The organism is Sphingobium wenxiniae (assembly GCF_007830065.1).
In the GTDB taxonomy this organism is placed as follows: Bacteria; Pseudomonadota; Alphaproteobacteria; order Sphingomonadales; family Sphingomonadaceae; genus Sphingobium; species Sphingobium wenxiniae.
The window spans coordinates 237,537-262,265 of record NZ_VLKK01000003.1 but is presented as its reverse complement, the minus strand read 5'-3'; the positions used below and the strand labels follow the sequence as shown (position 1 = coordinate 262,265).

At 63.8% G+C, this 24,729-nt stretch carries 37 protein-coding genes; 33 read left to right on the top strand and 4 right to left on the bottom strand.

Translation table 11 applies throughout. The features are described from left to right. Positions 1 to 243: 243 nt before the first annotated feature. Entirely contained in the window at positions 244 to 672 is a 429-nt protein-coding gene (locus IQ35_RS05655; protein WP_242003296.1) for a LexA family protein, read from the top strand. After that, the gene (locus IQ35_RS05650; protein ID WP_242003290.1) at positions 635 to 1,264 is read left to right on the top strand and encodes a hypothetical protein; all 630 of its coding nucleotides are present in this window, start codon (positions 635 to 637) and stop codon (positions 1,262 to 1,264) included. The genes IQ35_RS05655 and IQ35_RS05650 overlap by 38 nt, the downstream gene beginning before the upstream one ends. On the opposite strand, the gene IQ35_RS05645 is transcribed toward IQ35_RS05650, so the two are convergent. The 3 genes from IQ35_RS05645 to IQ35_RS05635 are packed head-to-tail and all read right to left on the bottom strand — an operon-like array spanning position 1,256 to position 2,117. Further along, entirely contained in the window at positions 1,256 to 1,525 is a 270-nt protein-coding gene (locus tag IQ35_RS05645) for a type II toxin-antitoxin system HicB family antitoxin (protein ID WP_145072232.1), read from the bottom strand. The two genes, IQ35_RS05650 and IQ35_RS05645, sit on opposite strands and share 9 nt — an antisense overlap. 1 nt (position 1,526) lies before the next feature. Then, positions 1,527 to 1,805: an addiction module antidote protein gene (locus tag IQ35_RS05640; protein ID WP_145072231.1), complete on the bottom strand. Its 279-nt coding sequence runs from the start codon at positions 1,803 to 1,805 to the stop codon at positions 1,527 to 1,529. A gap of 3 nt (positions 1,806 to 1,808) precedes the next feature. After that, positions 1,809 to 2,117: a type II toxin-antitoxin system RelE/ParE family toxin gene (locus tag IQ35_RS05635; RefSeq protein WP_242003289.1), complete on the bottom strand. Its 309-nt coding sequence runs from the start codon at positions 2,115 to 2,117 to the stop codon at positions 1,809 to 1,811. 189 nt (positions 2,118 to 2,306) lie between these two features. Between IQ35_RS05635 and IQ35_RS05630 the strand changes: the two genes are divergently transcribed. The 30 genes from IQ35_RS05630 to IQ35_RS05490 all read left to right on the top strand — a co-directional run bounded on the left by IQ35_RS05630 (position 2,307) and on the right by IQ35_RS05490 (position 23,765). Beyond that, positions 2,307 to 2,564: a hypothetical protein gene (locus tag IQ35_RS05630; protein ID WP_145072230.1), complete on the top strand. Its 258-nt coding sequence runs from the start codon at positions 2,307 to 2,309 to the stop codon at positions 2,562 to 2,564. Next, a complete protein-coding gene (locus tag IQ35_RS05625; protein WP_145072229.1) occupies positions 2,551 to 2,751 on the top strand; it encodes a hypothetical protein in 201 nt (66 codons plus the stop codon). Before IQ35_RS05630 ends, IQ35_RS05625 begins: the two co-directional genes overlap by 14 nt. Positions 2,752 to 2,770: 19 nt before the next feature. Beyond that, positions 2,771 to 2,965 (top strand): hypothetical protein, encoded by a 195-nt coding sequence (locus IQ35_RS05620; protein ID WP_145072228.1) that lies wholly within the window; start codon positions 2,771 to 2,773, stop codon positions 2,963 to 2,965. Then, positions 2,962 to 3,618: a DUF3164 family protein gene (locus IQ35_RS05615; RefSeq protein WP_145072227.1), complete on the top strand. Its 657-nt coding sequence runs from the start codon at positions 2,962 to 2,964 to the stop codon at positions 3,616 to 3,618. Before IQ35_RS05620 ends, IQ35_RS05615 begins: the two co-directional genes overlap by 4 nt. Further along, a complete protein-coding gene (locus IQ35_RS05610; RefSeq protein WP_145072226.1) occupies positions 3,615 to 3,926 on the top strand; it encodes a PH domain-containing protein in 312 nt (103 codons plus the stop codon). The genes IQ35_RS05615 and IQ35_RS05610 overlap by 4 nt, the downstream gene beginning before the upstream one ends. A 3-nt stretch (positions 3,927 to 3,929) precedes the next feature. Beyond that, positions 3,930 to 4,184: a hypothetical protein gene (locus IQ35_RS05605; RefSeq protein WP_145072225.1), complete on the top strand. Its 255-nt coding sequence runs from the start codon at positions 3,930 to 3,932 to the stop codon at positions 4,182 to 4,184. 325 nt (positions 4,185 to 4,509) lie between these two features. Then, positions 4,510 to 4,698, top strand: coding sequence for a hypothetical protein (locus IQ35_RS05595; RefSeq protein ID WP_145072223.1), 189 nt, complete (start codon positions 4,510 to 4,512; stop codon positions 4,696 to 4,698). Positions 4,699 to 4,940: 242 nt separating this feature from the next. Further along, positions 4,941 to 5,354 carry a P27 family phage terminase small subunit gene (locus IQ35_RS05590; protein ID WP_242003288.1) on the top strand — a complete coding sequence of 138 codons (414 nt, stop codon included), beginning with the start codon at positions 4,941 to 4,943 and terminating at the stop codon, positions 5,352 to 5,354. Position 5,355: 1 nt separating this feature from the next. Then, positions 5,356 to 7,128 carry a terminase large subunit gene (locus tag IQ35_RS05585; protein WP_145072221.1) on the top strand — a complete coding sequence of 591 codons (1,773 nt, stop codon included), beginning with the start codon at positions 5,356 to 5,358 and terminating at the stop codon, positions 7,126 to 7,128. Next, positions 7,125 to 8,399: a phage portal protein gene (locus IQ35_RS05580; protein WP_145072220.1), complete on the top strand. Its 1,275-nt coding sequence runs from the start codon at positions 7,125 to 7,127 to the stop codon at positions 8,397 to 8,399. The genes IQ35_RS05585 and IQ35_RS05580 overlap by 4 nt, the downstream gene beginning before the upstream one ends. Next, complete coding sequence (locus IQ35_RS05575; RefSeq protein ID WP_145072219.1) at positions 8,368 to 8,985, top strand: HK97 family phage prohead protease; 618 nt, start codon at positions 8,368 to 8,370, stop codon at positions 8,983 to 8,985. Before IQ35_RS05580 ends, IQ35_RS05575 begins: the two co-directional genes overlap by 32 nt. An 89-nt stretch (positions 8,986 to 9,074) precedes the next feature. Beyond that, entirely contained in the window at positions 9,075 to 10,349 is a 1,275-nt protein-coding gene (locus IQ35_RS05570; RefSeq protein WP_145072218.1) for a phage major capsid protein, read from the top strand. A 65-nt stretch (positions 10,350 to 10,414) separates the two neighbouring features. Next, positions 10,415 to 10,819 (top strand): hypothetical protein, encoded by a 405-nt coding sequence (locus IQ35_RS05565; RefSeq protein ID WP_145072217.1) that lies wholly within the window; start codon positions 10,415 to 10,417, stop codon positions 10,817 to 10,819. 3 nt (positions 10,820 to 10,822) lie between these two features. Beyond that, positions 10,823 to 11,350 carry a head-tail connector protein gene (locus tag IQ35_RS05560; protein WP_145072216.1) on the top strand — a complete coding sequence of 176 codons (528 nt, stop codon included), beginning with the start codon at positions 10,823 to 10,825 and terminating at the stop codon, positions 11,348 to 11,350. Continuing rightward, positions 11,347 to 11,697 (top strand): phage head closure protein, encoded by a 351-nt coding sequence (locus IQ35_RS05555; RefSeq protein ID WP_158636593.1) that lies wholly within the window; start codon positions 11,347 to 11,349, stop codon positions 11,695 to 11,697. Before IQ35_RS05560 ends, IQ35_RS05555 begins: the two co-directional genes overlap by 4 nt. Next, positions 11,694 to 12,233: an HK97-gp10 family putative phage morphogenesis protein gene (locus IQ35_RS05550; protein WP_145072214.1), complete on the top strand. Its 540-nt coding sequence runs from the start codon at positions 11,694 to 11,696 to the stop codon at positions 12,231 to 12,233. Before IQ35_RS05555 ends, IQ35_RS05550 begins: the two co-directional genes overlap by 4 nt. A 2-nt stretch (positions 12,234 to 12,235) precedes the next feature. Continuing rightward, the gene (gp17, locus tag IQ35_RS05545) at positions 12,236 to 12,637 is read left to right on the top strand and encodes a tail completion protein gp17 (RefSeq protein WP_145072213.1); all 402 of its coding nucleotides are present in this window, start codon (positions 12,236 to 12,238) and stop codon (positions 12,635 to 12,637) included. Between the two features lie 14 nt (positions 12,638 to 12,651). Next, positions 12,652 to 12,852 (top strand): hypothetical protein, encoded by a 201-nt coding sequence (locus IQ35_RS05540; protein ID WP_145072212.1) that lies wholly within the window; start codon positions 12,652 to 12,654, stop codon positions 12,850 to 12,852. Positions 12,853 to 12,930: 78 nt separating this feature from the next. Next, positions 12,931 to 13,389: a hypothetical protein gene (locus tag IQ35_RS05535; protein ID WP_145072211.1), complete on the top strand. Its 459-nt coding sequence runs from the start codon at positions 12,931 to 12,933 to the stop codon at positions 13,387 to 13,389. 12 nt (positions 13,390 to 13,401) lie between these two features. After that, positions 13,402 to 13,908, top strand: coding sequence for a hypothetical protein (locus IQ35_RS05530; protein WP_145072210.1), 507 nt, complete (start codon positions 13,402 to 13,404; stop codon positions 13,906 to 13,908). Between the two features lie 136 nt (positions 13,909 to 14,044). Further along, the gene (locus tag IQ35_RS05525; RefSeq protein ID WP_145072209.1) at positions 14,045 to 14,464 is read left to right on the top strand and encodes a hypothetical protein; all 420 of its coding nucleotides are present in this window, start codon (positions 14,045 to 14,047) and stop codon (positions 14,462 to 14,464) included. Next, positions 14,428 to 14,919: a hypothetical protein gene (locus tag IQ35_RS05520; RefSeq protein ID WP_145072208.1), complete on the top strand. Its 492-nt coding sequence runs from the start codon at positions 14,428 to 14,430 to the stop codon at positions 14,917 to 14,919. Before IQ35_RS05525 ends, IQ35_RS05520 begins: the two co-directional genes overlap by 37 nt. Further along, positions 14,916 to 19,517, top strand: coding sequence for a tape measure protein (locus IQ35_RS05515; RefSeq protein WP_145072207.1), 4,602 nt, complete (start codon positions 14,916 to 14,918; stop codon positions 19,515 to 19,517). Before IQ35_RS05520 ends, IQ35_RS05515 begins: the two co-directional genes overlap by 4 nt. Continuing rightward, the gene (locus IQ35_RS05510; protein ID WP_145072206.1) at positions 19,514 to 20,554 is read left to right on the top strand and encodes a hypothetical protein; all 1,041 of its coding nucleotides are present in this window, start codon (positions 19,514 to 19,516) and stop codon (positions 20,552 to 20,554) included. Before IQ35_RS05515 ends, IQ35_RS05510 begins: the two co-directional genes overlap by 4 nt. Then, positions 20,554 to 21,375, top strand: coding sequence for a hypothetical protein (locus tag IQ35_RS05505; protein ID WP_145072205.1), 822 nt, complete (start codon positions 20,554 to 20,556; stop codon positions 21,373 to 21,375). The genes IQ35_RS05510 and IQ35_RS05505 overlap by 1 nt, the downstream gene beginning before the upstream one ends. After that, entirely contained in the window at positions 21,375 to 22,187 is an 813-nt protein-coding gene (locus IQ35_RS21185) for a hypothetical protein (RefSeq protein ID WP_184204891.1), read from the top strand. Before IQ35_RS05505 ends, IQ35_RS21185 begins: the two co-directional genes overlap by 1 nt. Further along, the gene (locus IQ35_RS05500) at positions 22,184 to 22,534 is read left to right on the top strand and encodes a DUF7936 family protein (protein ID WP_145072204.1); all 351 of its coding nucleotides are present in this window, start codon (positions 22,184 to 22,186) and stop codon (positions 22,532 to 22,534) included. The genes IQ35_RS21185 and IQ35_RS05500 overlap by 4 nt, the downstream gene beginning before the upstream one ends. A 30-nt stretch (positions 22,535 to 22,564) precedes the next feature. Next, positions 22,565 to 22,738, top strand: coding sequence for a hypothetical protein (locus IQ35_RS21180; RefSeq protein WP_184204894.1), 174 nt, complete (start codon positions 22,565 to 22,567; stop codon positions 22,736 to 22,738). A gap of 4 nt (positions 22,739 to 22,742) precedes the next feature. Continuing rightward, positions 22,743 to 23,342: a glycoside hydrolase family 108 protein gene (locus IQ35_RS05495; protein ID WP_145072203.1), complete on the top strand. Its 600-nt coding sequence runs from the start codon at positions 22,743 to 22,745 to the stop codon at positions 23,340 to 23,342. Positions 23,343 to 23,528: 186 nt separating this feature from the next. Beyond that, positions 23,529 to 23,765: a hypothetical protein gene (locus IQ35_RS05490; RefSeq protein WP_145072202.1), complete on the top strand. Its 237-nt coding sequence runs from the start codon at positions 23,529 to 23,531 to the stop codon at positions 23,763 to 23,765. A 1-nt stretch (position 23,766) separates the two neighbouring features. Here IQ35_RS05490 and IQ35_RS05485 read toward each other — a convergent pair whose 3' ends face one another. Further along, positions 23,767 to 24,042, bottom strand: a complete 276-nt coding sequence (locus tag IQ35_RS05485; RefSeq protein ID WP_145072201.1) for a hypothetical protein — start codon at positions 24,040 to 24,042, stop codon at positions 23,767 to 23,769. A gap of 364 nt (positions 24,043 to 24,406) precedes the next feature. Between IQ35_RS05485 and IQ35_RS05480 the strand changes: the two genes are divergently transcribed. After that, complete coding sequence (locus IQ35_RS05480; RefSeq protein WP_145072200.1) at positions 24,407 to 24,673, top strand: hypothetical protein; 267 nt, start codon at positions 24,407 to 24,409, stop codon at positions 24,671 to 24,673. Positions 24,674 to 24,729: the final 56 nt, after the last annotated feature.

Here is a 24,729-nt window from a genome sequence, read left to right as displayed (position 1 = left end):
GCAAGGAAGGACACTGGCACGCCGAGGCACGCACCTGGCGCAACGGGGAACATCATGCCTGGTTCGGCACCTCCACCTTGGAAGGGGAACAGGAAGCGCTGGACAGGGCGATCAGACTGGTCGTGTGTCCGCCAACCGGACCCAGCCATGAAGATATGCGGCAGCGCCCGCGTTCGCCCTATTAATTGGAAAAATGGTGATTTTCTCCTATATTCCGGCGGGCAGGGAGGCAGCCTGTTGGGCATGATCGACGACATACCGCGCCTGTCGCCGCAGATGGCGAGCAGGAAGCTGCAAGTGCTGGCGTTCATCCGCGCCTTTTATGCGGCGCATGGCGTCGGCCCTTCGCTGAGCGAGATGGCCGCGGCGATCGGTTCCAACCGTTCGCGGGTGCAGGACGCCATCCGCAAGCTGGCAGCGGAGGGGCGCATCCATCGCGCGCCGGGCCAGACGCGGGGCGTCCGGCCGCTCAGCGCGCAGGAGGAAGCCGTGCGCCATGTCCGCGATGCGGGTTATCTGGTGCTCGATCCCGCATCCGTGCCGCTGCTGGATATCGAAATGCCTGTTACAAAAGCGGGCCTGCCCGGCCACTCCCCGCACGGTCATAATGCGCCGTTGCAGGGAGGCGGCGGATATGGCGCGGACGGGGGCGAAGAAAGGGCAGGGCGCTAGGACGCCATCATGGGCGTCGCTCCAGCGCAGCGCCTGGGCTAGACGTCATCCGCAGCAGGCCGCGCAGGAGCGGGCCTTTCGCAAGGAGCGCGCGGAGCTGATCGCCGACTTCAGCCACAAGCGCAACGGAACGCCGGAAACCCACCATCATGCCAGCCGCGTCCAGCAGGGCGCGGTCGCGCGGCTCTATGCCAGCGGGCGGCTCGCCATCGAGGAGGTGGGCTGGGCGCAGGAGATACGGACGGTCGCCGAGCGGATCGGCGCGGACGTCGCGATCTGCACCGCGAGCCTGGAAACACGCGTCGATAGTTCGCGCCACGGCGACGCGTTCTGGGAAGCTCTGGGCGCGGTGCGGGCAGAGGTCGCCTATTCGCGCTGGCGCGCTGCGCTGGGCGGCAGGGCCGCGCTGCCGCTGGACGTCATCGTCGGCGATCTGGCGCTGACCGAGGCGGCGCGGCGCTATCGCATGTCGACGCGGCGCGCTGGCGCGGTGCTCGAAGCCAGCCTGCAATTATGGGGGGCGATGATCCGCGCCACCTGCCGCGACGTCAGCGCGGCCGATCTGGCGGCGGCGCAGGCTGGCCTATCGTGACAGGGCAGGCAGGGCAGGACAGGGCACGAGCACGATAGTCCCGCCGCGAGCGATATCGGCCCTGGCGATTCGGGTGATGCTGCGCAAGTCGCTCGGTTTTACCGGCGGCCTTCCTTCCAACCAGAGCGCAATGGCTTCGCTTGCCCGCGCGACAATGTCGTTTTCGTCGTCAGCGGCCGAAAAACAGCCGGGCAGATCCGGAAAGTGGATGCCGTAGGCGCTGTCACTATCCTTATGAAGGATGCCGTAATAGTGGTGCATGTCAGGCGGCGACGGCGAGCCGGACGCCCAGCGCCTTCATGATGCCCATGAGGCTGGACAGGGTCGGATTGCCACCCTCGCCAAGCGCTTTGTAAAGCCCTGCGCGACTGACACCCGTCCTGGCCGCGATATCGGTCATGCCGCGCGCCTTCGCAACGTCGCCAAGCGCCGCCACGACAAGCGCCGGATCACCTTCCTCCATGACCGCATCCAGATAGGCGGCAATCGCCTCTTCGCTGTCCAGATGCTCCGTCACATCCCAAACTGTGGTCGTAACCATGGCTCAAATCTCCTTCGCCATCTCGATTGCATCGCGGATATCCCGCTTCTGCGATTTCTTGTCTCCGCCTGCGAGCAGGATCACCAGAGCGTTGCCCTTCTTCACGAAGTAGACGCGGTATCCCGGCCCGAAGTCGATCCGCAGTTCGCCGATCCCATCGAAGAACTTGGCATCGCCGAAGTTACCCATCGACACGCGGCGGATGCGGGCATCGACCTTCGCCCGCGCACGCATGTCACGAAGCCCGTCGAACCAGGTGCGGAAGTGGACTGTCTGGCGGACTTCGATCATGTAAACTTTGGTAGACGACATGACGGCGCTCGTCAAGCGAATGTTCACTAAAGTGGACATATTTGCTTGCCCCGCGCAAAAATCGCAATCGTTACAAAAACGGGCCTCCCTAAACGGTCACGAAAGGGCCAGAAACGACCCCGCGACAATTGCGTCCAAGGCCCGCCGGTCCCCCATCGGCGGGCTTTTTGCGTCGATGGAGGCGTCACAGTGGCACCGAACCCGAAGCGCGCTACCCGGCCTTCGATCCCCGATCAGCTCGAAAATGCCAGCCATGAGCTGGACCTGCTGATCCGCGACGCCCGCGTGTCCCCCGACCAGCGGCATGACAGGCGTCATGCCGATCTGGAAGAGCGGGCGCAGGCCATCGCCGCCTCCATCGTCGCATCCTTTCGCGGAGAGGTAACGCGCAGCGCGCCGCCGCTCCGGATGGAAGTCCAGGGCGCAAAATCCAGTGCCTGGTTCTGACGGAGAGCGCGATGTGATCGATATCGACCGGCTACGCGCCGAAGCCAACGGTCCCGAGCAGGAGCAGGTCCGCGTGACACGACGCTATCTGGCTCAACTGGTGAAGCTGCTCGACGCGGCCGCCATCACGCGCGCCGAGGCCAGGACCGCGTTGCTCGATCTTCAGCCGTCTCGTCCCACCCGCTGATCCACTTTCGGAGCCTTTTATGAGCAGCCTTCCCCGGCGGATGCAGATCCGCGCCATGAAAGCGCGCGGCTATGTGCGCACCCGCTATCGTATCGAGTTGGGCCTTGACGGCCAGTTCCATCCCGTGCCTGTCAGGCGCGGCGGGCTGATCCTCGATCCGCTCGACAATCCCGCCGGCTATCATTGGCCGGTGCCGGGACGCGCAGCCGCATGACCGACGCTCCAGGCGATCCGTCCGCGACGCCTGCGGGGCGGCGCGAGATTGACGGCTCGATCTACTGGGCAAACGCCGATGGCGGGCTGATCCCGGACGCGGCCGTCAAGACGATCGACAAGCTGCAGGACGAGTTGGTCCGCAAGATCGTCGGCTTCGCGCTTCCGCTCTCCGCGCAGGTGGCGCGGTTCCGGCAACATAGCTTCGACGACGTGGACGAGTTCGTCGCGCTGCTCGAACAGGAATATCAGTCGCGGCGGGGCGGGGCGAAGGGCAATCTGACCTTCACCTCCTATGACGGCCTGCTGAAGCTGGTGGTGCAGGTGTCGGAGAATATCATCTTCGGCCCGGAGTTGCAGGTCGCCAAGGGCATTGTCGACGAATGCCTGCGCGAATGGTCGGCCGACAGCCGCACCGAGATCCGCGCCATCATCAATCGCGCGTTCGACGTGGACAGTCAGGGCCGGATCAACCGGAACGACCTGTTCTCGCTGCTACGGCTGGATATTACGGACCCGCGCTGGCTCAACGCCATGCAGGCGATCCGCGACAGCATCCGCGTCATCGGCTCGAAGCGCTATATCCGCCTCTACCAGCGGCAGAATGCGCAGGCGCCGTGGCAGGCGATCACGATCGACGTGTCCGCCGCGTGAGCATCCACCTCGTCGCCGGCGAACGGCTGAAGCGCGAACTGGAGCGGTCGGCCGAGCAGGCCGGTTGCACCGTCGACTGGATAGTCGAGCGCACCAGGCCATGGGATAGCGCGAGCTTCGTGGGCGGGCTGCACGAGTTGTCATTTGCGCTCGGCGGGTTGTCACGGCGCGCCTGGCTGGAAGCGCTGGACGAACATTCGGTTTACCTGCCCGGCTTCGTGCTGGTGCGGCTGGAGATCGGCGCGATCGAAGGGCGCGGCGAGGATCTGTTTGCCACGCTGGAAGCGACGACGGTGAAGGAAGCCTAGCCCATGTCCATCATCCCCGACAGGCTGAGCGTCAGTGATCCGGACTATGATCCCGATCTTGGCGCGCTGTTGGAGATCGCGCTCGATGGCGTCGTGCAGAGCGCGGTCATCGGCTATGATCTGTGCGGCTGCAAGATCGTGCGCTATGCGACCGATGAGAAAGACACGATCATCGTCCGGGAAGGCAACGCTCAGATCGAAACAGTTTCGGGCGAAGTCACCGTCACCATCAGGAACAATGCCCGGTCGCAGGCGTGATGCCGCGCCAGGCGCCACGCTTCCGTCCACCTGGATGGAAGCCTGTCGAGGCGTGGGTGACGTCCAAGGGAAAGAGCCGACAGCAGCGCGGATATGGGCGCGAGCATGATGAAATGCGCAAGCGCGTCCTCATTGAGGAGCCATATTGCCGCGCCTGCATCGCTAACGGGACAGTCCCACCGCGTCGATCCGTCGTTGCCGACCATATCCGCCCCAAGGCTGAGGGCGGTGGCAGCGAGCGCGAGAATTATCAGGGCCTTTGCTGGCCGCACAGCAAGGCGAAGACCGCGAAGGAAAGCGCGCGGGCGAGGAGGCGAAACGCATCATGACCGATGTCACCATCTCCGACCGCGATGTCATGGAGCGATGCACCTTGCGCATCGTGTTTCGGCCGCGTCGTTCCTTTCGCTTTCGCGTCCGCATCGCGGCGGCGCTTATGCGCCTCGCGGCGACGGTGCTCGGCTGCAATGTCGAGGTGTCCGTCCAGTTCGATGCGGCCGATGCGGCAGATTGAGGGTCGGCCATCGAACCGCCTCGAAGACCGCGCCGGCCGGCGCCGGGGAGGGGGTGGGGTCGAAGCTCAGGCCCGTCCGGGTCAGGACCGCTCCTGTGACCACATTTTTGCGCGGTCGAAATCAAAGGGTAAAAAGTTGAGGCCCTCGGATGGCTAGAGGCGGGCCGCGATCGGGGGCCGGCCGTAAGCGAAAGGAGCCGGCGCTGAAGCTGGTGCAGGGCACCTATAGGCAGGATCGCGATGTGGCTGTCAATGATGACGTTCCTCTCGGGCCGATGATCGCGCCGCTGCACCTGTCCGAAACGGAGCGGAATTACTTCGCGGCGCTCGCCACGATTCTGGAGGAGCAGAAGCGCGCCAGCCCGCACTATGCCGATCATGTCGGTCTGCTCGCGTTGCGCCTGGCGCAGATCGCCCGGTTCCAGGCCGTGCTGGAAATGACCGGCGACACCTTCACCAGTCAGACGGTGAAGAAGATCGACGGCAAGGAAGTCGTCTTCGAAATGGTGCGCGCTCGGCCGGAGGTGGCGATGCTGTCCGAAGCCTTGCGCCATGCGCAATCCCTGCTGGGCGAACTGATGCTCAATCCGTCGGCTGCGCTGAAGCTCGCGAGCGGTCACAAGACGCAGGCCGACAACGAATTCGGCGATTTCTGATGTGGCGGAGGTGCGCGACTATCCGGCGATAGCCCTTAAATATGCGACCGACGTTTGCGCGGGTAAGATCCCGGCCGGATTGCAGATCCGGCTTCAGTGCCGCCGATTCCTGGATGAGCTGAAGCTCAGCAAGGTTCGCGGGAGCAAATTCCCCTACGTCTTCGACGAGGCGCTCGCGGCGCGCCCGTGCCGGTTCATCGAGAAGCTGCCGCACAGCAAGGGAAAGTGGGCCAGCAAGAAGGAACGGCTGGTTCTTCAGCCGTGGCAGATCTGGATCATCTGCCTGACCTTCGGCTGGGTCCATAGGGCGGGCGAACGGAAAGGGCTGCGGCGATTCCGCCGTCTGTTCCTGGTCGTTCCGCGCAAGAACGGCAAGTCGGCCATAGCGGCGGGTCTTGGCCTGTATATGCTCTGCGCCGACGGCGAGTTCGGCGCGGAAGTCTATTCGGGCGCGACGAACGAAAAGCAGGCGTGGGAAGTCTTCAAACCCGCGCGGCTGATGGTGGAGCGCACTCCCGCGCTCAAAAAGCATTTCGGCCTGGAGGTGCCGGCGCGCGCGATCGTTCGGATCGCGGACGGATCGAAGTTCGAGACGATCATCGGAGATCCTGGCGACGGGCAAAGCCCGAGCTGCTCGATCCACGACGAATATCACGAACATGGCGACGACGGTCAGGTCGACACCATGATGACGGGCATGGGCGCGCGCGATCAGCCGCTGCAACTGCTCATCACCACAGCCGGCGACAATCTGGCCGGCCCTTGTTACGCGCTGATCCAGGAGGAGCGGAAAAAGCTCGCGGGGATCGGCCATAACGGTGGCCCGCCGCTCGACGACGAAACCCTGTTCATCGAATATACGATGGACGAGGATGACGATTGGAAGTCGGACCTTGCGCTCCGTAAGGCCAATCCGAACGCCGACGTGTCGGTATCGCTCGACTTCCTTCGTGCGCGGCAACGCGACGCGATCGCAACCCCGCGCAAGGCAGGCGTCTTCAAGACGAAGCACCTCAACCTGTGGGTTTCGGCGAAGGCGGCCTATTTCGACGTCGAGGCATGGAGAAAATGCGCGGATCCGGAGATTCCGCAAAATCCGCGCGATGCGCTGAAGCTGGCGTGGCTGCGCGGGCGGCGCGCAATCATCGGCCTCGATCTCGCGTCGAAGGTCGATATCGCCGCCGTGGAAGTATTGGTGCTGCCCAACGGTGAAAAGGCGACCGTAGACGATCCCTATATCCGGTTCGGCTTTTACTTCCTACCCGAAGATACGGTTGCGGAGGTGCCGCACTATCAGAGCTGGGACAGCCTTGGGCTGCTGGAAGTCACGCCCGGCAATATCGTCGATTACGACGAAATCGAGGCCCTGATCGTCGAGATCAGCGAGATTTTGCAGGTCGAGGCGGTTCCCTACGATCCGTTCCAGGCGACGCAGTTATCGACGCGCCTGGCGAAGGCCGGCGTCCCGGTCGTCGAATATCGGCCGACCGTGCTGAATTTCAGCGAGCCGATGAAGGAACTGGACGCGCTCACGCGCTCCCGTCGCATCATCCATGGCGGCGATCCGGTGATGGAGTGGGAAATCTCCAACGTCGTCGGCGCGCCGGACAAGAAAGACAATGTCTACCCCAACAAGCCTGAGGGGCAGCCGCATTTGAAGATCGACAACCCGGTCGCGCTGATGAGCGCGATCGGCGTCCACATGGGCGAGGAGAAGGAAGAAGTGCCTGCATCGCCTTGGGATGACCCGAATTACAGCATGGTGCCGAGTTGAGGATCGCCTTCGAGTTCCTGCGCGGCGGCGGGGAACAGCGTTCGCTCAATCCGCTGGAAAACCCGGTCGTATCGACCGGATCGCACACGGACGATCTGCTGACCTTCTTCGGCCTGCTCGGTCATGACCCGAAACTGCCGACCGTCACGATCGAGAGCGCCCTTGAGGTGCCGTCGAACTGGTGCGCCGTCAATTTCCTTTCACGCATGATGGCAAGTCTGCCGCTGCATCTGTTCAAAAAGGTAGGCGACACATCGCAGCGCGTCGATGGCGACCTGCAGATGCTGCTCAATGAAGCGCCTAACCCGGAATGGACCAGCCAGGGATGGCGGGAATATATCTGGTCGCAGGTTTTCACCGGCGGTCGCGGCACGACGTGGATCGAACGGCAGGGAAGCAAGATCCTCGCCCTTTGGCCGATGGACCCGGACCGCACCTCCGTCCGCCGCCGCAATGGCCGAAAATATTATCGTTTCGAGGCTAAGGAATATCCCGCCGCCGACGTCATCGATGTCACTTTCCTGCTGAAGCGGAACCAACTGGACGTCTACAGCCCGATCCAGAAAAACAAGCGCGCGATCGGGCTGATGCTGGCGATGAACGACTATGCCAGTTCATTCTTCGCCAGTGGCGGGACGCCGCCGCTCTCGCTGGAAGGCCCGTTGCCGCAAGGCGCTGAAGCGTTCAAACGCGCCCAGGCGGATATTCAGCGGGCCATCGACCTGGCGAAGCAGAGCGGCTCCCCATTTTTCGGAATGCCTCCCGGTCATAAGCTCAACCCGATCGGCATCGACCCGCAAAAGGGACAGACAATCGAGGCGCGGCAATTCCAGATCGGGGAATCGTCCCGGATCTGGGGTCTGCCGCCTGTTTTTCTGCATGACCTGGCGCACGGCACGTTCAACAACACCGAGCAGCAGGATCTGCAGCTCGTAAAACACGTCGTCACCCATTGGGCAGGGAAGTTCGAGCAGGAGCTGAACCTCAAGCTCTTCGGCCAGCGAAGCCGCGCCCGCCATGTCGAACATAATGTCGATGGCGTCCAGCGCGGCGACTTCAAGAGCCGGGTCGAGGGCATCGCCCGCGCGATCCAGACGGCGCAAATCACGCCGAACGAGGCCAGAAAGCTCGAAAACCGGGAGCCGATGCCGGAAGGCGACAAGCTCTACATTCAGGGCGCCACCGTGCCGCTTGGCACCCAGCCGCTCCTGAAAGCCCCCGCAGACAACGGAGATGCCAATGCCGACGCCGGCGACAAAACCGAATCCTGACGGCCGCGAAACGCGGGCCATCACGCGCGGCCTGGAGCTGCGTGCGGCCGGCGAGGGGGAAGGGCGCACCGCGACCGGCTATGCGGCGCTGTTCAATGTCGAAACCGATATCGGCGGATATTGGAAGGAGACGATCGCGCCCGGCGCCTTCACCCGGTCGCTGCGCGAGCGCGATGTCGTCGCGCTGCATAGTCATGACACCGGCCGCGTCGTCGGCCGGAAGGATGCAGGGACGCTAAGCCTGCGCGAAGACGACACCGGCCTGCAATTTTCGAACGACCTGCCGGATACGTCCGACGGCCGCGATCTGGCGGTCCAGATCGAGCGGCAGGACATACCGGGCATGTCTTTCGGCTTCCGGACGCGCAAGGAGGAGTGGGACGAGACGGTCGATCCGCCCAGACGCACGATATTGGAAGCGGATCTCTTCGAGATCACTTACACGGCCTTTCCGGCCTATCCCGACACGTCCGTCGGCCTGCGATCGCTGGAGCATGCGCGTGCGGAGCGCCGCCATATTCCCCCTGCACACCAGCTCGCCGAGCGCCGCGCCCGCCAGGCGCAGATGGAGCGCGGCATCCGATAACCATCCCGGCCCAGCCGGTCGGCAGAAGCATCCCGCTTTCCGCCATCTCGCCCGCCTCTGGCGGGCTTTTTCATGTCCAGGAGAATGACATGCCGTCTTTGACCGAACTGCAGGAGAAGCGGGGCCAGTTGGTGACCCAGGCCCGCGAAGCGCTCGACGCCATCACCGCCAACACCGACGAAAGCCGCGCGGCCGAGCTGGAGGACCGCCATGACAAGATCATGGTCGATTTCGACAAGCTCGAAAAGGATATCGCCCGCGAGGAGCGCACCGCCCGCATCGAGAAGGAGGAAGCCGAGCGCCGTGAACGCAACCGGCCGCTCAATCCCGATGGCGAAACCCGCAGCGGCGAGGGCGAAGGCGGCGGCGACGTGCAGGCCGAATATCGCGATGCCTTCTATGCCTGCATGCGCGATGGCGGCAGCGTGGAAAGCCTGGCGGCCGAACAGCGCGATCTTCTGCGCCGCGGTCATCAGGAGCTTCGCGTCCAGATCGCAGGCACGGCTTCGGCGGGTGGTTATACGGTTCCGAAGGATCTGGCGAACGAGATCGTCAAGACCATGAAGGACTGGGGGCCGATGTATGACGGCACCATCGTGCGCGACATCACCACCGGCTCGGGCAACGAATTCGACATCCCGACCAATGACGACACCGGCAATTCCGCGTCGGCCCTGTCCGAAGGTGCGGATTTGCCCGACGATAACAGCGGCGACCTGGAATTCGGGCAGAAGCGCCTCGACGCCTATGTCGATGCGACGCCGTGGGTGAAGCTGAGCTTCGAACTGCTGCAGGACAGCGTGTTCAACCTGGAAGAGTTCCTCGCTGAAGCGCTGGGCGAACGACTCGGCCGGCGTGCCAATGGCCGCCTGACGACCGGGACGGGCACGGGCCAGGCCAATGGCGTCCTGACCGCCAGCACCCTGGGCAAGACCGCCGCCAGCGCCACGGCGATCGCGGCCGACGAGCTGATCGAACTGCAGCATTCGGTGCGCGCGCCTTATAGGCGCAGCCCCAAGTGCCGGTGGATGTTCGCAGACACCACCTTGCTGGCTATCCGCAAGCTGAAGGACGGCGAGGGCAATTATCTGTGGACCATGGGCGATGTCCGCGTCGGCGCGCCTTCCATGCTGCTCGACCACCCCTATTCGATCAACGACGACGTGCCGTCGATCGCCGCCAGCGCGAAGTCCATCCTGTTCGGCGATTTCAGCCGCTATTGGGTTCGCAAGGTCGGCTCGCCGCTGATCGGCACGGTCCGCGAGCGGTTCTGGCCGAAGGTCGGCATGGCGGGTCTCATCCGCTATGACGGCGAGCTGGTCGATTCCATCGCCATCAAGCATCTGGCGCAGCCGGCGTCCTAGGCGCCAATCGGCGTCCTCATAGGGGCGGGCCTGGCTCGCCCCTTTTTCGCATCCGGAGCAAATCCATGGCCACGAACAAGCCCCCCCGCCGCGCCGTCGCGGCGAAACCAGAATCGGCAATGCCCGAAGCGGCCGAGCAGACTCCTGCGCCTGCAGAAGCGGAAATCGCGCAGGAAACGGATCAAGCCGCCGAAACCGCGTCCGAACCGGCCGAGCCTGCCGTTGCGGAAAGCTCCGCGACCGCAGCCGACATCGAGGACGCTCACCAGGACGTAGATGAACAGGAGCAGGTATCCGGCCCCGTCCGGTGGCTGCGAATGACCACGAGCCTGTCAGGCCCGCGCCTTTCGCTCAGCCGCGGCGATACCCATCCCTTCAGGGATGTTCCCGGACCGGAGGGCGAGCCTTCGGAGGCGCAGCGGCTGATCGAGGCCGGTTTCGGCGTCGAATGCGAACCGCCGAAGGCCTGATCGATGCTGAGCGCGCCGATCGTCACCACCGCGCCGACTGACGAGCCCGTCGATATCGATGAGGTGAAGCTGTTCCTGCGTGTCGATGGCGAGGCGTTGGATGCGGAGATCGCGGGCTATGTCGGCGCGGTCGTTGCCGATATCGAGCGCATGACGTCGACACGGCTCGCCTCGCAGGTGGTGGAGATCCGCGCCGATTCCTTCGCGGATCTCGCGCGCTTTAATATCGGGCCCGTAACGGACGTCGTTGCCATCACATATGAAGATGGCGACGGGGCGCAGCAGACGCTTTCCGAAGATGCGTATGAGCTTTTCGGTTCCGGCCTGGCGATGGGCATCCGCCCGGCGTCCGGTCAGAGCTGGCCGGCCGTGCGGCCCGTCGCCGGCGCGATCGCGGCGCGCCTGACGGTGGGCTATGCGGATCTGCCGCCCAGCCTGGCTCTAGCGGTCAAGATGGCCGTCCGTTCCCGGTTCGATGGAACGCCGTTCGATCTGTTCGAGGCGACGGTCAATGACAGGATCTGGCTGTGACCGGCGTCATCGCCCTGAAACTCGACACGCGGATCGAGATCTGGAGCAATACCCCCGGACCGAACGAAAAGGGGCATGTCGTCGACCGTTGGCTGAGAGTGGCCGCGCCATGGGCCGAGGTCGTCGATATCTTGCCCAGCCGGTCGGAGCGGGTGGCGGAAGCGATCGATATCGCGGCCCGGCCCTGTCGCATTCGGATGCGCTACCGCGACGATATCGACGCGTCGATGCGCGTGAAGATCGGCGGACGCATGTTGAAGATCATCGCGGGGCCAGCGGAGCTGGGCCGACGCCAGGGCACCGAGATCCTCGCCGAGGAGCTTTCCACCATGGGGGCCGGCGGATGAAGCTGAAGGGCGGCAGGGAGTTGGATGCGTTTCTTAGCGCCTATCCCGTGAAAATGCAGCGGAATGTGATGCGCGGCGCGCTGCGCGCCGGGGCGAAGGTGTTTCAGAAATCCGCGCGGCAGAAGGTCGAGAAGGAATCGGGCCAGACAGCCAAGGATATCAAGATCGAAACCGATGCAAAGGGCGGCATTCCCAAGGCCCGCGTGAAGCTGAAAGGCCCCCATGCGCATGTCGGATATTTTCTGGAAACCGGCGTCACGCCGCACCTGATCGCCCGGACGGGCGCCAGAGAGGGGCGCGTTGCCGTGCGGAAGGCCGCGCAGGGCAACGGCACGATAGCCAACCGGCCTATGAAGATCGGCGGCGATTTCGTCTCCGGCATCATTTCACATCCCGGTATCCGCCCGCACCCATTCATGCGGCCAGCGCTGGACGAGAAGCAGGGCGAGGCGATCGCCGCAGTGGGCGAATATGTGCGCAAGCGGATGCAGATCGACATCAGCACCCTGCCGCCCCTTGAAATCGACGAGGACTAAAGATGGGCGGATGCGAAGCGGTGCGCGGTTTGTTCGCCGGCGACAATGCGCTGACGGCACTGGTTCCGGCGGAGCGGATCGTCATCGGCGATGTCCCGGCAGGTTTTCCCGTGCCCTGCATTGCCCTGTTTTCCATATCGGCGGTCGACCGCAACACGCTGAAGCACGGCGCGGTGAAGCGGGTGACGGAGCGCGTCCAGGCCACGGTGATGGCGCCTGATAGCGCCGTGCGGCAGCTCGTCCAGCGGACGGCCAAGAAAGCCGCCGATGGGAAAATGCCGACCGTCGAGGGAATTCTGCACGTCACCGTGCATAGCATCGGCGCGGGCGCCGACGGGCGCGATCCCGAAACGGGCATCCATATGGGGACGCAGGATTTCCGTGTGTCCTACAACGAGATCTGACGGGAATTTTCATCATGGGCAAACAGGCCGTGGCCATTCGCCGGTTCACGCTGGGCGACAGGTCGTATCTGCAAGGAGCGATCCTGCCGGATCTTCCCGACGGACAGTTTTCCGACCTTGAGGCGGTGGAACTGGTTCGCGCGGCGAAGCCCGAGGATCTGGCGCCGGTTTCTCTCCCTTCGACCGGCAGGAAATCCCGATCCGCCAAAGGCTGATCGAGCCTCCTTCCCCTCCATCCGTGGCAGCCCAGCCCGCCCCTCCGGCGGGCTTTTTTATTGGAAAAGGAACCGAATATGACCGTTCGCACGTCGGCGGGGACCACTCTTGCGGTCACCGCCACCGCACCCGCCACCTTCAACGCGGCTGGATATGCCGCCCTGACCTTCACCGATGTCGGCGAAGTCACCGATCTGGGCGAGTTCGGCCGCGAATATAATCTGGTGACGCATAATCCCCTGGGGACGCGCAGCACCCGCAAATTCAAGGGCAGCTTCAACGAGGGATCGATTACGCTCCAGCTCGGCCTCGACAATAACGACGCCGGCCAGGTCATCATGAAGGCTGCTTCGAAGTCCGACGCCGATTATTATTTCCGCGTCACGCTCCAGAACGGGGAAATCTATTTCTTCCCCGCGAAGGTCATGAGCTGGAAGGTCGGGGTCGGCGGCGTCGACCAGATCACGTCCGCCACCGCGACGCTGGAGATTTCGTCGGCCGACGATGGCACCGGCGTCGTCGAGAAGCTGAGCTGAGGAGGCTGATCCATGGCAACACTGACCTCCAAGATCGCGCTCAGCGTCGCGGCGAACCTCGCCGCCGCGCTGGACGTCGGCACGGGCGCTCATGAGGTGGCCTTCGGGCCGACCTATGTGCTTCAGAACGGCACCGGCGCCAATCAGGCGAATGAGCTGTGGGCGGATACCCGCACCATCGCGGCGTCCGGTAGCGAGGATCTCGATCTGAGCGGCGGCGTGTCGGATATTTTCGGCACGTCGCTCGCCTTCACAAAGATCAAGGCCCTCGTCGTCGTGGCGGCTGCCGCCAACACCAACGACGTGGTCGTCGGCGGAGCGGCCGCCAATGCGATCGCCTCGGTTTTCGGCGACGTATCCGACACGATCAGGGTGAAGCCCGGTGGCATGGTCGCGCTCGTCGCGCCCGATGCGGCCGGCTACGCACTGACGGCCGGCACCGCCGATCTGCTGAAGGTCGCCAATAGCGGCGCAGGGTCCGCCGTGTCCTTCACGATCGTCGTCATAGGCGTCGTCTGATCTCCATCCGGCCCGTGAGCCGGATATTTCCCTCCAACGCATGTCCCGCTTCGTCGGGGCCTTATGTCCCGGCCTGTTCGTGTCACGGAACGGGCGGGCCGGGGCGCCACCATTCCTGCCGTGAAAGGATAGAAACATGGCTTTCGACATCACGAAATTCGCCGCCGCCGACACTGCGGTCGTCAAGCTGGTGAACGGCGACGACGCTCCGCTGCTCGACAATGAGGGCAACCGCTTGACGGTCACCGTCTATGGTCCCGGTTCCGAGCAATATGCCGAAGCGCAGCAGCGCAAGCAGAACCGGATCGTCACCCGCCTCCGCAAGAAGGGCAAGGTGGACGCCAGCGCCGCCGAGATGGCTGCCGAGAATGCGGAATTCCTCGCCGCCTGCACCGTCAGCTTCGACGGCTGGACCTATCCGCCCGCCGGCAATGTCAGCCAGCAGGAGATGTTCCGCGCGGCCTATGCCGATCCGAAGTTGGGCTTCATTCGTGAGCAGGTCTTCGCCTTCATCGGCGAATGGGAAAATTTTACGGGGAACTCGGCGACGAGTTGAGTCTCCATGTCCGGCATCTGGCATGGCTCAACACCGTGCCCAAGCCGGAAAAGCGGTCGATCACCGATAAGACCGAACCGAAAAGCCGCCTGCGCGAGATGAAGGACGGCGGTATCGTTCCCGCGATGCCGCCGTGCGCCACCCCGTGGATCGTCGAGCAGCTCGTCGAGATCGGCCCCGTCGTCGCCGCTGGCATGGGCCGAGCGCCGATCGGCTGGGCCGATATCGCCGCATGGTCGGCGATGACCTGCGTCACGCTGCCACCCTGGCAGGCCCGCTTGCTGCGGCGCCTGTCATCCGACTGGCTCGCCGAATCCCAGGCAGCCGAAAAACCCGATGCGCCGCCGCCCTGGACGGAACCCGATCCGGACGCAGAGCGGCGCGCCGCCATTTCCGCGAAGGTCGGCAATGCGTTCCGCGCATTGCTGGGCTCGCGCGGCCGGAGACCGTCATGAAGGCAGGAACGCTTGAAATCGAGCTGATCGCCAACATGGCGCGGCTGCAAAAGGACATGGACCAGATGAAACGGTCCGTGGGATCGGCGATGCACGACGTCGAAATGTCGTCGAAAGCAGCCGAAGAGGCGATGACGGCGTTGAACGCGACCGGCGCCAGACTGGCGTCCGGTTTCGGCCTGGTGAAGGCCGCCGCCGCCGCCCTCGGCCTCACCGCGCTCGGCGGAGAAGCGATCGGCGTCAATCGGGAATTCCAGCGGCTCGACGCCTCCCTGAAGGTCGCCACCGGATCGGCTGATGCGGCCGCCGCGCAGATGGCGGTGCTGCGCAATTTCGCCGAAAAGACGCCCTACGGCCTTGAACAATCGGTGCAGGCATTTTTGCGCCTGAAGAATCTCGGCCTCGATCCCAGCACGGCGGCGCTCACCAGCTACGGCAACACGGCCGCGTCCATGAGCAAAACCCTGATGGACATGATCGAGGCGGTGGCGGACGCCGCCACCGGAGAATTCGAGCGCCTGAAGGAATTCGGCATCCGCGCATCGAAGGAGGGGAGCAAGGTCAGCTTCACCTTCCAGGGGGTCACGACGACGGTCCAGAACAGCTCGGCCGCGATCCAGAAATATCTGATGGACATCGGCAACGTGCAGTTCGCCGGCACGATGGACGAGCAGATGAAGACGCTGGAAGGCGGCTTCGCCAATCTGGAGGATGCAGTGCAAGCCGCCATGGTTGCCTTTGGGCAGGGCGGGTTCAATGACGCACTCGCGGAGGTTCTCGCCGGCCTCACCGCCACAGCGGATGGATCGCAGACGGCAGCGGCCGAGCTGGGCGAGATGGTAGGCAATCTCATCCGTATGGGCGCTGAGCTGGCAGCGATCCTGGGCGAGCCCCTTAACTTCGTGCTCGAAAATCTGGAGTTGCTCGAAGATCTTGTCGTCATGGCTGCGGCTGGCTTCGTAACCTTTCACGCTGCGCTCGCCATCGGCAGCGTCTATCGTTACATCGCGTCTCTGGTGGCGTTGGAGCGCGCATTGGGCGCAACCACGGCGGGAACCGCCATGCTCAGCGCCGCGCAGAAGTCCCTCCAGGGCGCTTCTGCGGCGGTATTCACGCCTATGAACGCCCTGATTGGCGTCGCCGGATTGGTCGCAGTCGGCCTCATGTCCGTGGCCGATGCCAATGCCGCGTCGGAAAAGCGGCTGCTCGCCAATGCTAAGGCCGCCGATGAACTCGGCATTAGCCTGTCGCAGTCCAGCCGGCAGGCGCTGGCGGCGGCGGAGGGACAGACCGGCGTGGGGATCGCTGCTGGACAGGCGGAGCCGGAAATATGGTCATTCAAGAACAGCGTCGACGGCCTAACCCAATCGCTTTGGGAACAGGCTAGAGCCGCGCGAGCTGCGAAGGTGGAACTGCTCCAGAAAAAAGTCGCTGAGGCCGAGCAGCGCCAGAACGAGGCATTCGATTCCACATGGGCTGGAAGCCGCAATCTGTCGCGGGAATCTTGGGAGGCGCTGGGCCAGTGGGATATTTCGCGGGGCGTCGGCCTGGGCTGGAGCTCGGTTAAATCCGATCTCGCCAACCTGTTTAGCGGCGGCAGGACGGGCCGCGACGGCCTGCGCGATATGAAGGATGCCGCCCGCATTGCAGGCCGGCTGCGCGAGGATCTGGATAAGGCGCTGAATACACCTCTCGGCAATGGCGACCTCTCTGGCGGCGGCATCGTCAAGGCCCTCGGTGAAACCGGCAAAAAGGCGAAGCAGGCCAAGAGTGACGTCGATGAACTCGTAAAGTCCATGCTCAATGCCCGCGCCGTCGCCCAGGGGAATGTCTGGGACTTGGCGCAGGAGGCGCAAAAGCGGCAGCAGGATGATTGGAACGATGCCGATTTCGCCAAGAATAACGGCCCGGTTCTTGGCAATTTCGATATAAAGACGATGCGCGACGCCGCCGATCTGGCCCAAGCTGCCGCTGATAATTGGAACGATTACCTGGATAATTTCTCGCGCGGCCTCGACGTCGTATCCGACCGCGTCGACGCGGCGGCGGCTTCGATGCGCGACGCCTTCGGATCGGTGGGCGGCGCGATCGGCGATATCATCACGGTCCTGGATGAATATGGAAAGCGTCAGGCGGAGATCGACGAGCAGCGCAAGATCGGTGGCCTGAGCGAAAGGGAGCTTGCCGAACTGCGCAAGCGCGAGGCCAGCAACCAGCTTTCCGGCATGGTCGCCCTGACCAGCGCGGCGAAGGGCCTCTTCAAGGAACATAGCAAAGGCTATCAGGCGATGGCGGCGGCGGAGAAGGTGCTGTCCGCGATCCAGCTTGCGCGCACGGCCGTGGACGTCGCGGGCGGCGCTGCGCGCATGTTCGCCACCCTTGGCCCGTTCGCTTTCCCGGCCGTCGCGGCGATGCTGGGCGTCATGGCGTCGCTCGGCTTCCGTTCCGGCGGAAAGTCGGGGCCGTCGTTCGACCTCAAATCCTATCAGGATGCGATGGGCACCGGATCGGTGCTGGGCGATTCCACCGCCAAGTCCGACAGCATAGCGCGCTCGCTGGACCTGCTGACGGCAAACAGCGACCGTGAGCTGGAATATTCCAATGCCATGGTGCGGTCGCTGCGGTCTATCGAGACTAATATCGGCTCCCTTTCCTCACTCCTCGCGCGCCAGCTCGGCGTGTCGGGCGGGTCGTTCGATACGTCCGGGTTGGGCCTTGGGTCATCGACGAAGATCGAAAGCGATCTGGGCTTCGGCTTCATCGTCAAGAACGCGCTCAGCCTCGCGTCGAAAATCCCCGCCATCGGCGGGCTGCTGGGCGGCATCGGTAAGGCGCTGTTCGGCACCAAGACCACGAAGACACTGCTCGATCAGGGGATCATGTTCGATCCGGCGACGGTCGCCGACATATTGGCGGGCGGAATCGACGGTCAGACCTATCAGGACATCCAGACCAAGAAAAAGAAGAAGACGTTCGGGATCACGACCAGCAACAAGACGCGCGTCGATACGGTCACCGGCGCGCTGGACGACGGCACCGAGCAGCAGGTTGCGCTGTTGATCGGCTCCATGCGTTCTGGGATCATGGCTGCCGCCGGCGCGCTGGGCATCGAGGGCGCGCAGGCCGCCATCGACGCCTTCAGGGTGGACCTGGGCAAGATCAGCCTGAAGGATCTGAAGGGCAGCGAGATCCAGGAGCAGCTTTCCGCGATCTTCTCGAAGCTGGGCGACGACATGGCGGCCGCCGCGATCCCCGGCCTTTCCGCCTTCCAGAAGGTGGGAGAGGGGCAGTTCGAGACGCTGATGCGGCTGGCGAAGGATTATCAGACCATCGACGTGCAAATGCAGTCGATAGGCCGGACCTTCGGCGCGGTCGGCGCATCGTCCGTCGAAGCGCGCGAAGCCCTGATCGATCTGTTCGGGTCGCTGGACGAGTTCGTCGACCAGACGCAATATTATCGGGACAATTTCCTCACCGAAGCCGAGCAGGTCGCGCCGGTGATGACGGCGGTGGCGGCCGAGCTGGAGCGGTTGGGCCTTTCGGGCGTTGACAGCATCGATTCCTTCAAGTCCGTGGTGAACGGCCTCGACCTCACGACCGAAGCTGGCCGCGAACTCTATGCGGCGCTGATGGCGCTGGCGCCGGGGTTCAACGCGGTCGAGAAATATCAGGCGGCGCTGGCCGACAAGCGTCAGAGCATGGAAATCACGCTGCTGGAATTGATGGGCCGCAAGACCGAGGCGCTGGCCCTGCGCCGGCGCGCCGAGCTGGCCGCGATGGACGAAAGCCTCCGACCGCTTCAGCGCGCGATCTATGCCTATCAGGATCTGGCGGCGAAGCAGCAGGAAGCCGCGCAGAAGGTGAGCGATGCTCAAAGCGCCCTGTCGGCCGCCTACAGCCGCGAGAGCGCCAATATCCAGTCGACTGCGGACAGGTTCCGCGATTTCGCCAAGGCCATTGGCGAGTTCCGCGCCAGCCTGTTCACCGATGTCCCCGGCGTCGATTCCTATGGCATCGCCCGCGCGCGTTTCGAAAAGACCGCCAGCCTTGCCCGGCTGGGCAATGAAGCGAGCCTCAGCGCGTTCACCGGCGATGCGCAATCCTATCTGGACACTGCCCGCAATCAGGCCGGGTCCGCGCTCGATTATGCGCGGGACGTCGCCCGCGTGGCGCGCGCGGCCGATCAGGCGCAGGCCGGGGCCAATGGCGTCGCATCAATGGCGGATCGCCAGCTCGCCCAACTCACCGCCAGCGTAAAGGGGCTGATCGACCTCAACGACAATGTGACTTCCGTCTCGCAGGCCATCATCGACCTGAAAAAGGCGCAGGAGGAAGCGGACGAGGCGCAGGCCGAGCTGGACAAGCTGACCAATCCGGTGCCCCAGCTTCAGGAGGTCAATGTCAATCTGACCGATATCGGCGACGTGATCGAGCGGCTCAATGACACGCAGGCCGACACGACCGAACAGATCGCCGCGCTCCGCGCCGAAATGCAGCCTGCGCTGATCTCCATCGCCAGCAATACGGGTGAAAGCGCCCGAATCGCGCGCCGCCACGACCGGGGCGATACGCAGGCCGTCACGGTGGAAACCGCATGAAGATGATCCGTCCGGTCGCGGTGACGCCGGCGACGCTCACCAGCTCAGTCCCCGAAACCGCGCCCGGCGCCTGGGCGGGCGGCACAGCCTATGGCGAGGGAGAACGCGCCAGCATCGTCACCGGATCGCGGGCGGTTGTCTATGAGAGTCTTGCGGCGGCGAATGTGGGCAATGATCCTGTGTCCTCCCCTGCCTGGTGGCGGGAGGTCGCGACCACCTGGCTCGCCTGGGCGGGCGGCACGACCTATGGTGAGGACGATCGCGCCCTCGATGCCGCGAATCGTCTCGAATATGTCAGCCTTCAGGCGGGCAACCTCAATCATCCGCTGACCGATGCGGCGTGGTGGTATCCGCTCCCGTCGAACCGCTGGGCCATGTTCGACCAGGTAAACGGCACGGCGACGCGCGCGCGCGACAGCCTGACCGTCACCATCGACCTTGCGGGCCGCATCGACAGCATCGCGCTGTTCAACGTGTCGGCCGCGACGGTGCAGATCACGGTTTCCACAGCGGCGGACGGCATTATCCATGATGAGACGATCAACATGGCGAGCGACAGCGGCATTACCGACTGGTTCGCCTATTTCTTCGAGGAGATCATCCGCCGCAGCGACCTGGTGCGGCTGAACCTGCCCTTTTATGCCAATCCTGCGGTCACGGTGACGCTCAGCGATCCCGGATCGGAAGTGTCTTGCGGGACGCTGGTGCTGGGAGCAGCCCGCGAACTGGGGGCAGCGCAGTATGGCGCGTCGATCGGGATCACGGATTTTTCCAAAAAGGAAGCGGACGATTTCGGCAATTACGTCATAATTCCCCGCGCCTTTTCCCGGCGCGGCCGCTTTACCGTCTGGACCGGAAATACACAGGTCGAGGCGCTGCTCAGTCTGATGGGCGACTATCGCGCCACGCCGGTCGTCTGGATCGGTGAGGAAAACATGGCCGTCACCGCGTTGTTCGGCTTCTACAAGGATTTCAACGTCGAGATCGCCTATCCGACGGTGAGCGTCTGCACCCTCGAAATCGAAGGACTGACCTGATGGCTTTGCCTGCAATCGACCCCCTGCCAACGCCGCCGAGCCGTTCCGATGCGCCTGCTACATTCATCACGCGCGCGGATGCCTTCGTCGCGGCGATGGCGGTGCTGGCGACGCAGATGAATGCGTTCGGCGAGGCTGTCGAGGAGGCGGCTCAGGCGACGAACTATAATGCCACGTCCAGCAGCAGCGTGGCGATCGGGACGGGCTCCAAATCCTTCACCGCGTCCACCGGGCGCTTGCTGAAGGCCGGGCAGTTCGTTTCGATCGCCAGCGCTTCAGGCCCCGGCAATGCGATGCTGGGGACTGTCATCAGCTATGATCCGGTGACCGGCGCGCTGGTGGTGAACGTCACGGCGGTGACGGGATCGGGGACGTTCGATAGCTGGATGATCGCGCTTTCGGTCAATCCGGCCGTGCTGAGCGTCATCAACGCTGCCATCGCCGCCTTGCAGGGGGATGTCGGCGTTCTGTCAGGAGAGGTCAGCGCCCTTGCGCCCTATCGCGGCATTCCGCAGACATCTCAGAACGGCAATTTCACGCTGGCGCTGACCGATCTGGGCGGCGCGGTCTATTCGGAAAACACCGGCGCGCAGACCATCACCGTTCCGCCCAATTCCAGCGCGGCTTTCCCGCTCAATACTGTTCTGACGATCATCAATGAGGGGACGAGCAACATCACGCTTTCGCAGGGTTCTGGCGTGACGCTGAGGTTGGCGGGATCGACGTCCACGGGAAACAGGACGGTGGTTCCGGGCGGCATCGCAACGCTCAAGAAGGTGAAGGCCGATCGCTGGATCGTTTCCGGGCCGGGGGTTTCCTGATGTCCGGATGCATCCATATGCTTCTGGGCGGCGGTGGCAAAAAGGTTGTGGCGCTCACGTCCGGCACGAGCTGGACCGTGCCGTCCGGCGTGACGAAGGTCGATGTGCATTGCTATGGCGCGGGTGGTAACGGCTCCAACGCATCTCCACCGGGAGGCGGCGGCGGGGGAGCCTATGCGTTCAAGGCGGGCGTCAGCGTCACGCCGGGAGGCTCCGTGTCCTGCCAGATCGGCGCGGGCGGCTCCGGCAACGCTACATGGTTTTCATCGACCGGAACCGTTCTCGCTATGGCGGCGGGCAACGGATTGTCCGGCTCTGGCGGCGCTGGCGGTTCTTCCGCGGCGAGCGTGGGAGACATCAAATATGCGGGCGGCGCTGGCGGTGGGGCATATGGTGGCGGTGGAGGAGCAGCCGGACCATTGGGGACAGGCAAAGCAGGCGCCAACTATAGCGGAGGCGGCGGGGCCGGCGGCGGACTGTCCACGGCAGCCGGCGGGGATAGCGGTGGAAATGGCCCATATGGCACGGGCGGGGGCGCTGGCGGTGGACTGTCAGGAAATGGCGGCAATGGCACCGATGGCGGTGGGGGCGGCGCTAGCGGCATTTCGGGGTCGAAGGGGGGCGATGGCGGCATGGCGATCATGCATTTCAATTCGAGCGGCGGCACTATCTATGGCCCAGGCGGCGGCGGCGGCGGCGGCGGCGGCGCCTCGGGGGGTGCCGGCGGACTTTACGGCGGCGGGGGCGGCGGCGGAACGGCGGGAGGCGGCGCGGGCGGCGCGGGCCTGATTATCCTGGAGTATTATTTATGATCTATTCGTGGAATTTCCCCGCGCTGCACGTCGCGCGCCATGCGGACGGGCTGAGCAATGTCGTCACCGATGTGGACTGGATGCTGAGCGCGAGCGACGACGAAGGCCACAGCGCCGCCATCACCGGGCGCGTGGGCATCGCCGACCCGGATGCAGGCAGTTTCACCGATTTCGACAGCCTGACCACCGAGCAGGTGCAGGGTTGGGTCGAGGACCAGCTCGGCAGCGAGGCGGGCAAGCTCAAGGCGATGCTGGATGCGCGGATCGCGGAAATGATCGATCCGCCCGTGGCGATCCTGACGCCGCCATGGGCGGCGCAGCAGACTGACAACGAACCGGCGGTCTGAGAGCCGCCTTTTTCTTAGCCGGAGCGATTAATGAACCTGACTGAAGGGCTGAAGCATGCGGCCGATGGGCTGTCCATCGGCGTGATGATCGGCACCCTCGCCAATGTGCTGCCTGCACTCGCGGCGCTCATGACCATCATCTGGACCGCGATCCGGATCTGGGAAACAGACACAGCCAAGCGGCTGACCGGCCGGAAGGACTGACATTATGAATAAGGTGAAGCTGCTCGCCGGGGCCAGCGCCGCGGCGCTGGCGATCATTGCGGCCATATTCCATGTCGAAGGCGACTATGTGAACAATCCGAACGATCCGGGCGGGCCGACCCGTCATGGCGTGACGCAGGCCGTCGCGCGCGAGCATGGCTATCAGGGCGACATGCGGGATTTTCCCAAGGAACTGGCTCAGCAGATCTATTTCGAGGATTATATCCGCAAGCCCGGCTTCGACCGGCTGATCGAGCTTTCGCCGGCCGTGGGCGAGGAAGCGGTGGACAGCGGCGTCAATGCCGGGCCCGTGCAGCCATCGAAATGGTTGCAGATCGCGCTCAACAGCCTCAACCGGCGCGGCAAGGATTATCCGGACGTCACGGTCGACGGCCGTACCGGACCGGCCACCATGGCGGCCTATGCCAGCCTTCAGCGCGTCCGGGGCAGGGCCGAAGCCTGCCGGATGATCGTCAAGCTGATGGATGCCCAGCAGGCAGGCCATTATCTTCGCCTGGCGGGCGATAATTCGACCTATGAAACTTTCATGCCCGGATGGACGATCAACCGGATCGGCAATGTGCCGCTCGGAAAATGCGCGTGAGCATCAGTCCGTCGCGCTATTGGCCTGTCATCGCCGCAGTTTCGATCCTCGCCTTGATCCTCCTTCTCGTTCGCTGCTCCGACCGATCGCAGGACAGCGCCGTGGAGCAGGCGCGCGAAGCCGGGGCGGCCCAGATCCGGGAAGAAGCGGCCGACGAAACCCTCAATCGAACCATGGAGGCCCACAATGCCGCTGAAGCCGTGCGCACTGATCCCGTTGCTCGCCGTGACGGCTGCCTGCGCCACTCCCGAACCCCGGAAAATTGTCGTTGATACGTCCTGCACGTCCTTCCGGGCGATCAGCTATGCACAGCTCCCCGCAGGCGTCGCGGATGATCTGGGGAACAAGGCGGACAGCGACCCGACAGTGAATGAAATCGATGCACACAATGCCAAGTGGGACGCGCTGTGCTCCGCGCGTTAGATCAGGCTACCTCTTCCAGCATAGCGTCGATCGTCGCGGCATGGGTTGCTTCAATCCCTTTGATGGCCGCGCCGCAAGTTCCTTCGTCCTTCAGCCTGGCAATCAGTATGGGGTCCAGTTCGCGAATTGCGGCGAGGACAGTGCGCACATGGGGCAGGAAGTCCGACCAATGTGTGTTCACCCAATCCGCGAGATAGGGATCGCCTTCGTGCCAGGATTGGCTTTCAATAAGATAGGCTTTGGCGAAGGCGCGGGCAGCGCGTTCAAGCGGAGGCAATTTGTTTCTCCCAGGCCGATATGCGGCGCCGCCTCAAAATGCGCGAGCCGGCAAACGGTTCCCTTGATGGAAAATTGGAACCGTTGGGTCAGCGAGGCTTTATGCAGCGATAATTGAGGTCGCGCCAAGGAGATATGATGACGCCTGCCGCCTGGTTCATTGCCGGAAATCTAGTGGGACTGGCTCTGGCATTTCACTATCGACACCCGTTTTTGCGCTGGTGCGCCCATCGGCTGCGGAGGTCATCTTAATGAATTTGCCGTGAACTCATTACATATGATTAATTTTTTGTTTTCCTATTAATTAAGTTAGCTATGCGACTCCAGCCGCAGCGAAATCGCTGGGCGTGGGGGGAACTGCTACTATGCCTTACAATGAGTTGGCGAGCGCCATCGCGGAAAGGATGGCGCACCATCACGCCATTCTCAGGCTTGGCGACGAAGATCGAATTGAAATGCTATTTCCGGCTCCGGGTGTGCTTGGTCGGCCGGAAACCGTAGACTCATATCAACGGGGCTATCAGGACGGGGCAATGCGTGAACTGCAAGTGCTGGTAAGAATGCTGCCAGCATTGCGGTGTGCGATCCGTCGCCAGCTGCGCAAGAACATAGAAATCAGCACCAAGGCCTAAGTTCGGCCTGCTGCCTTCGGGTCGCCCCAAGGTATTGTCGGCCAAATGACGGGGTA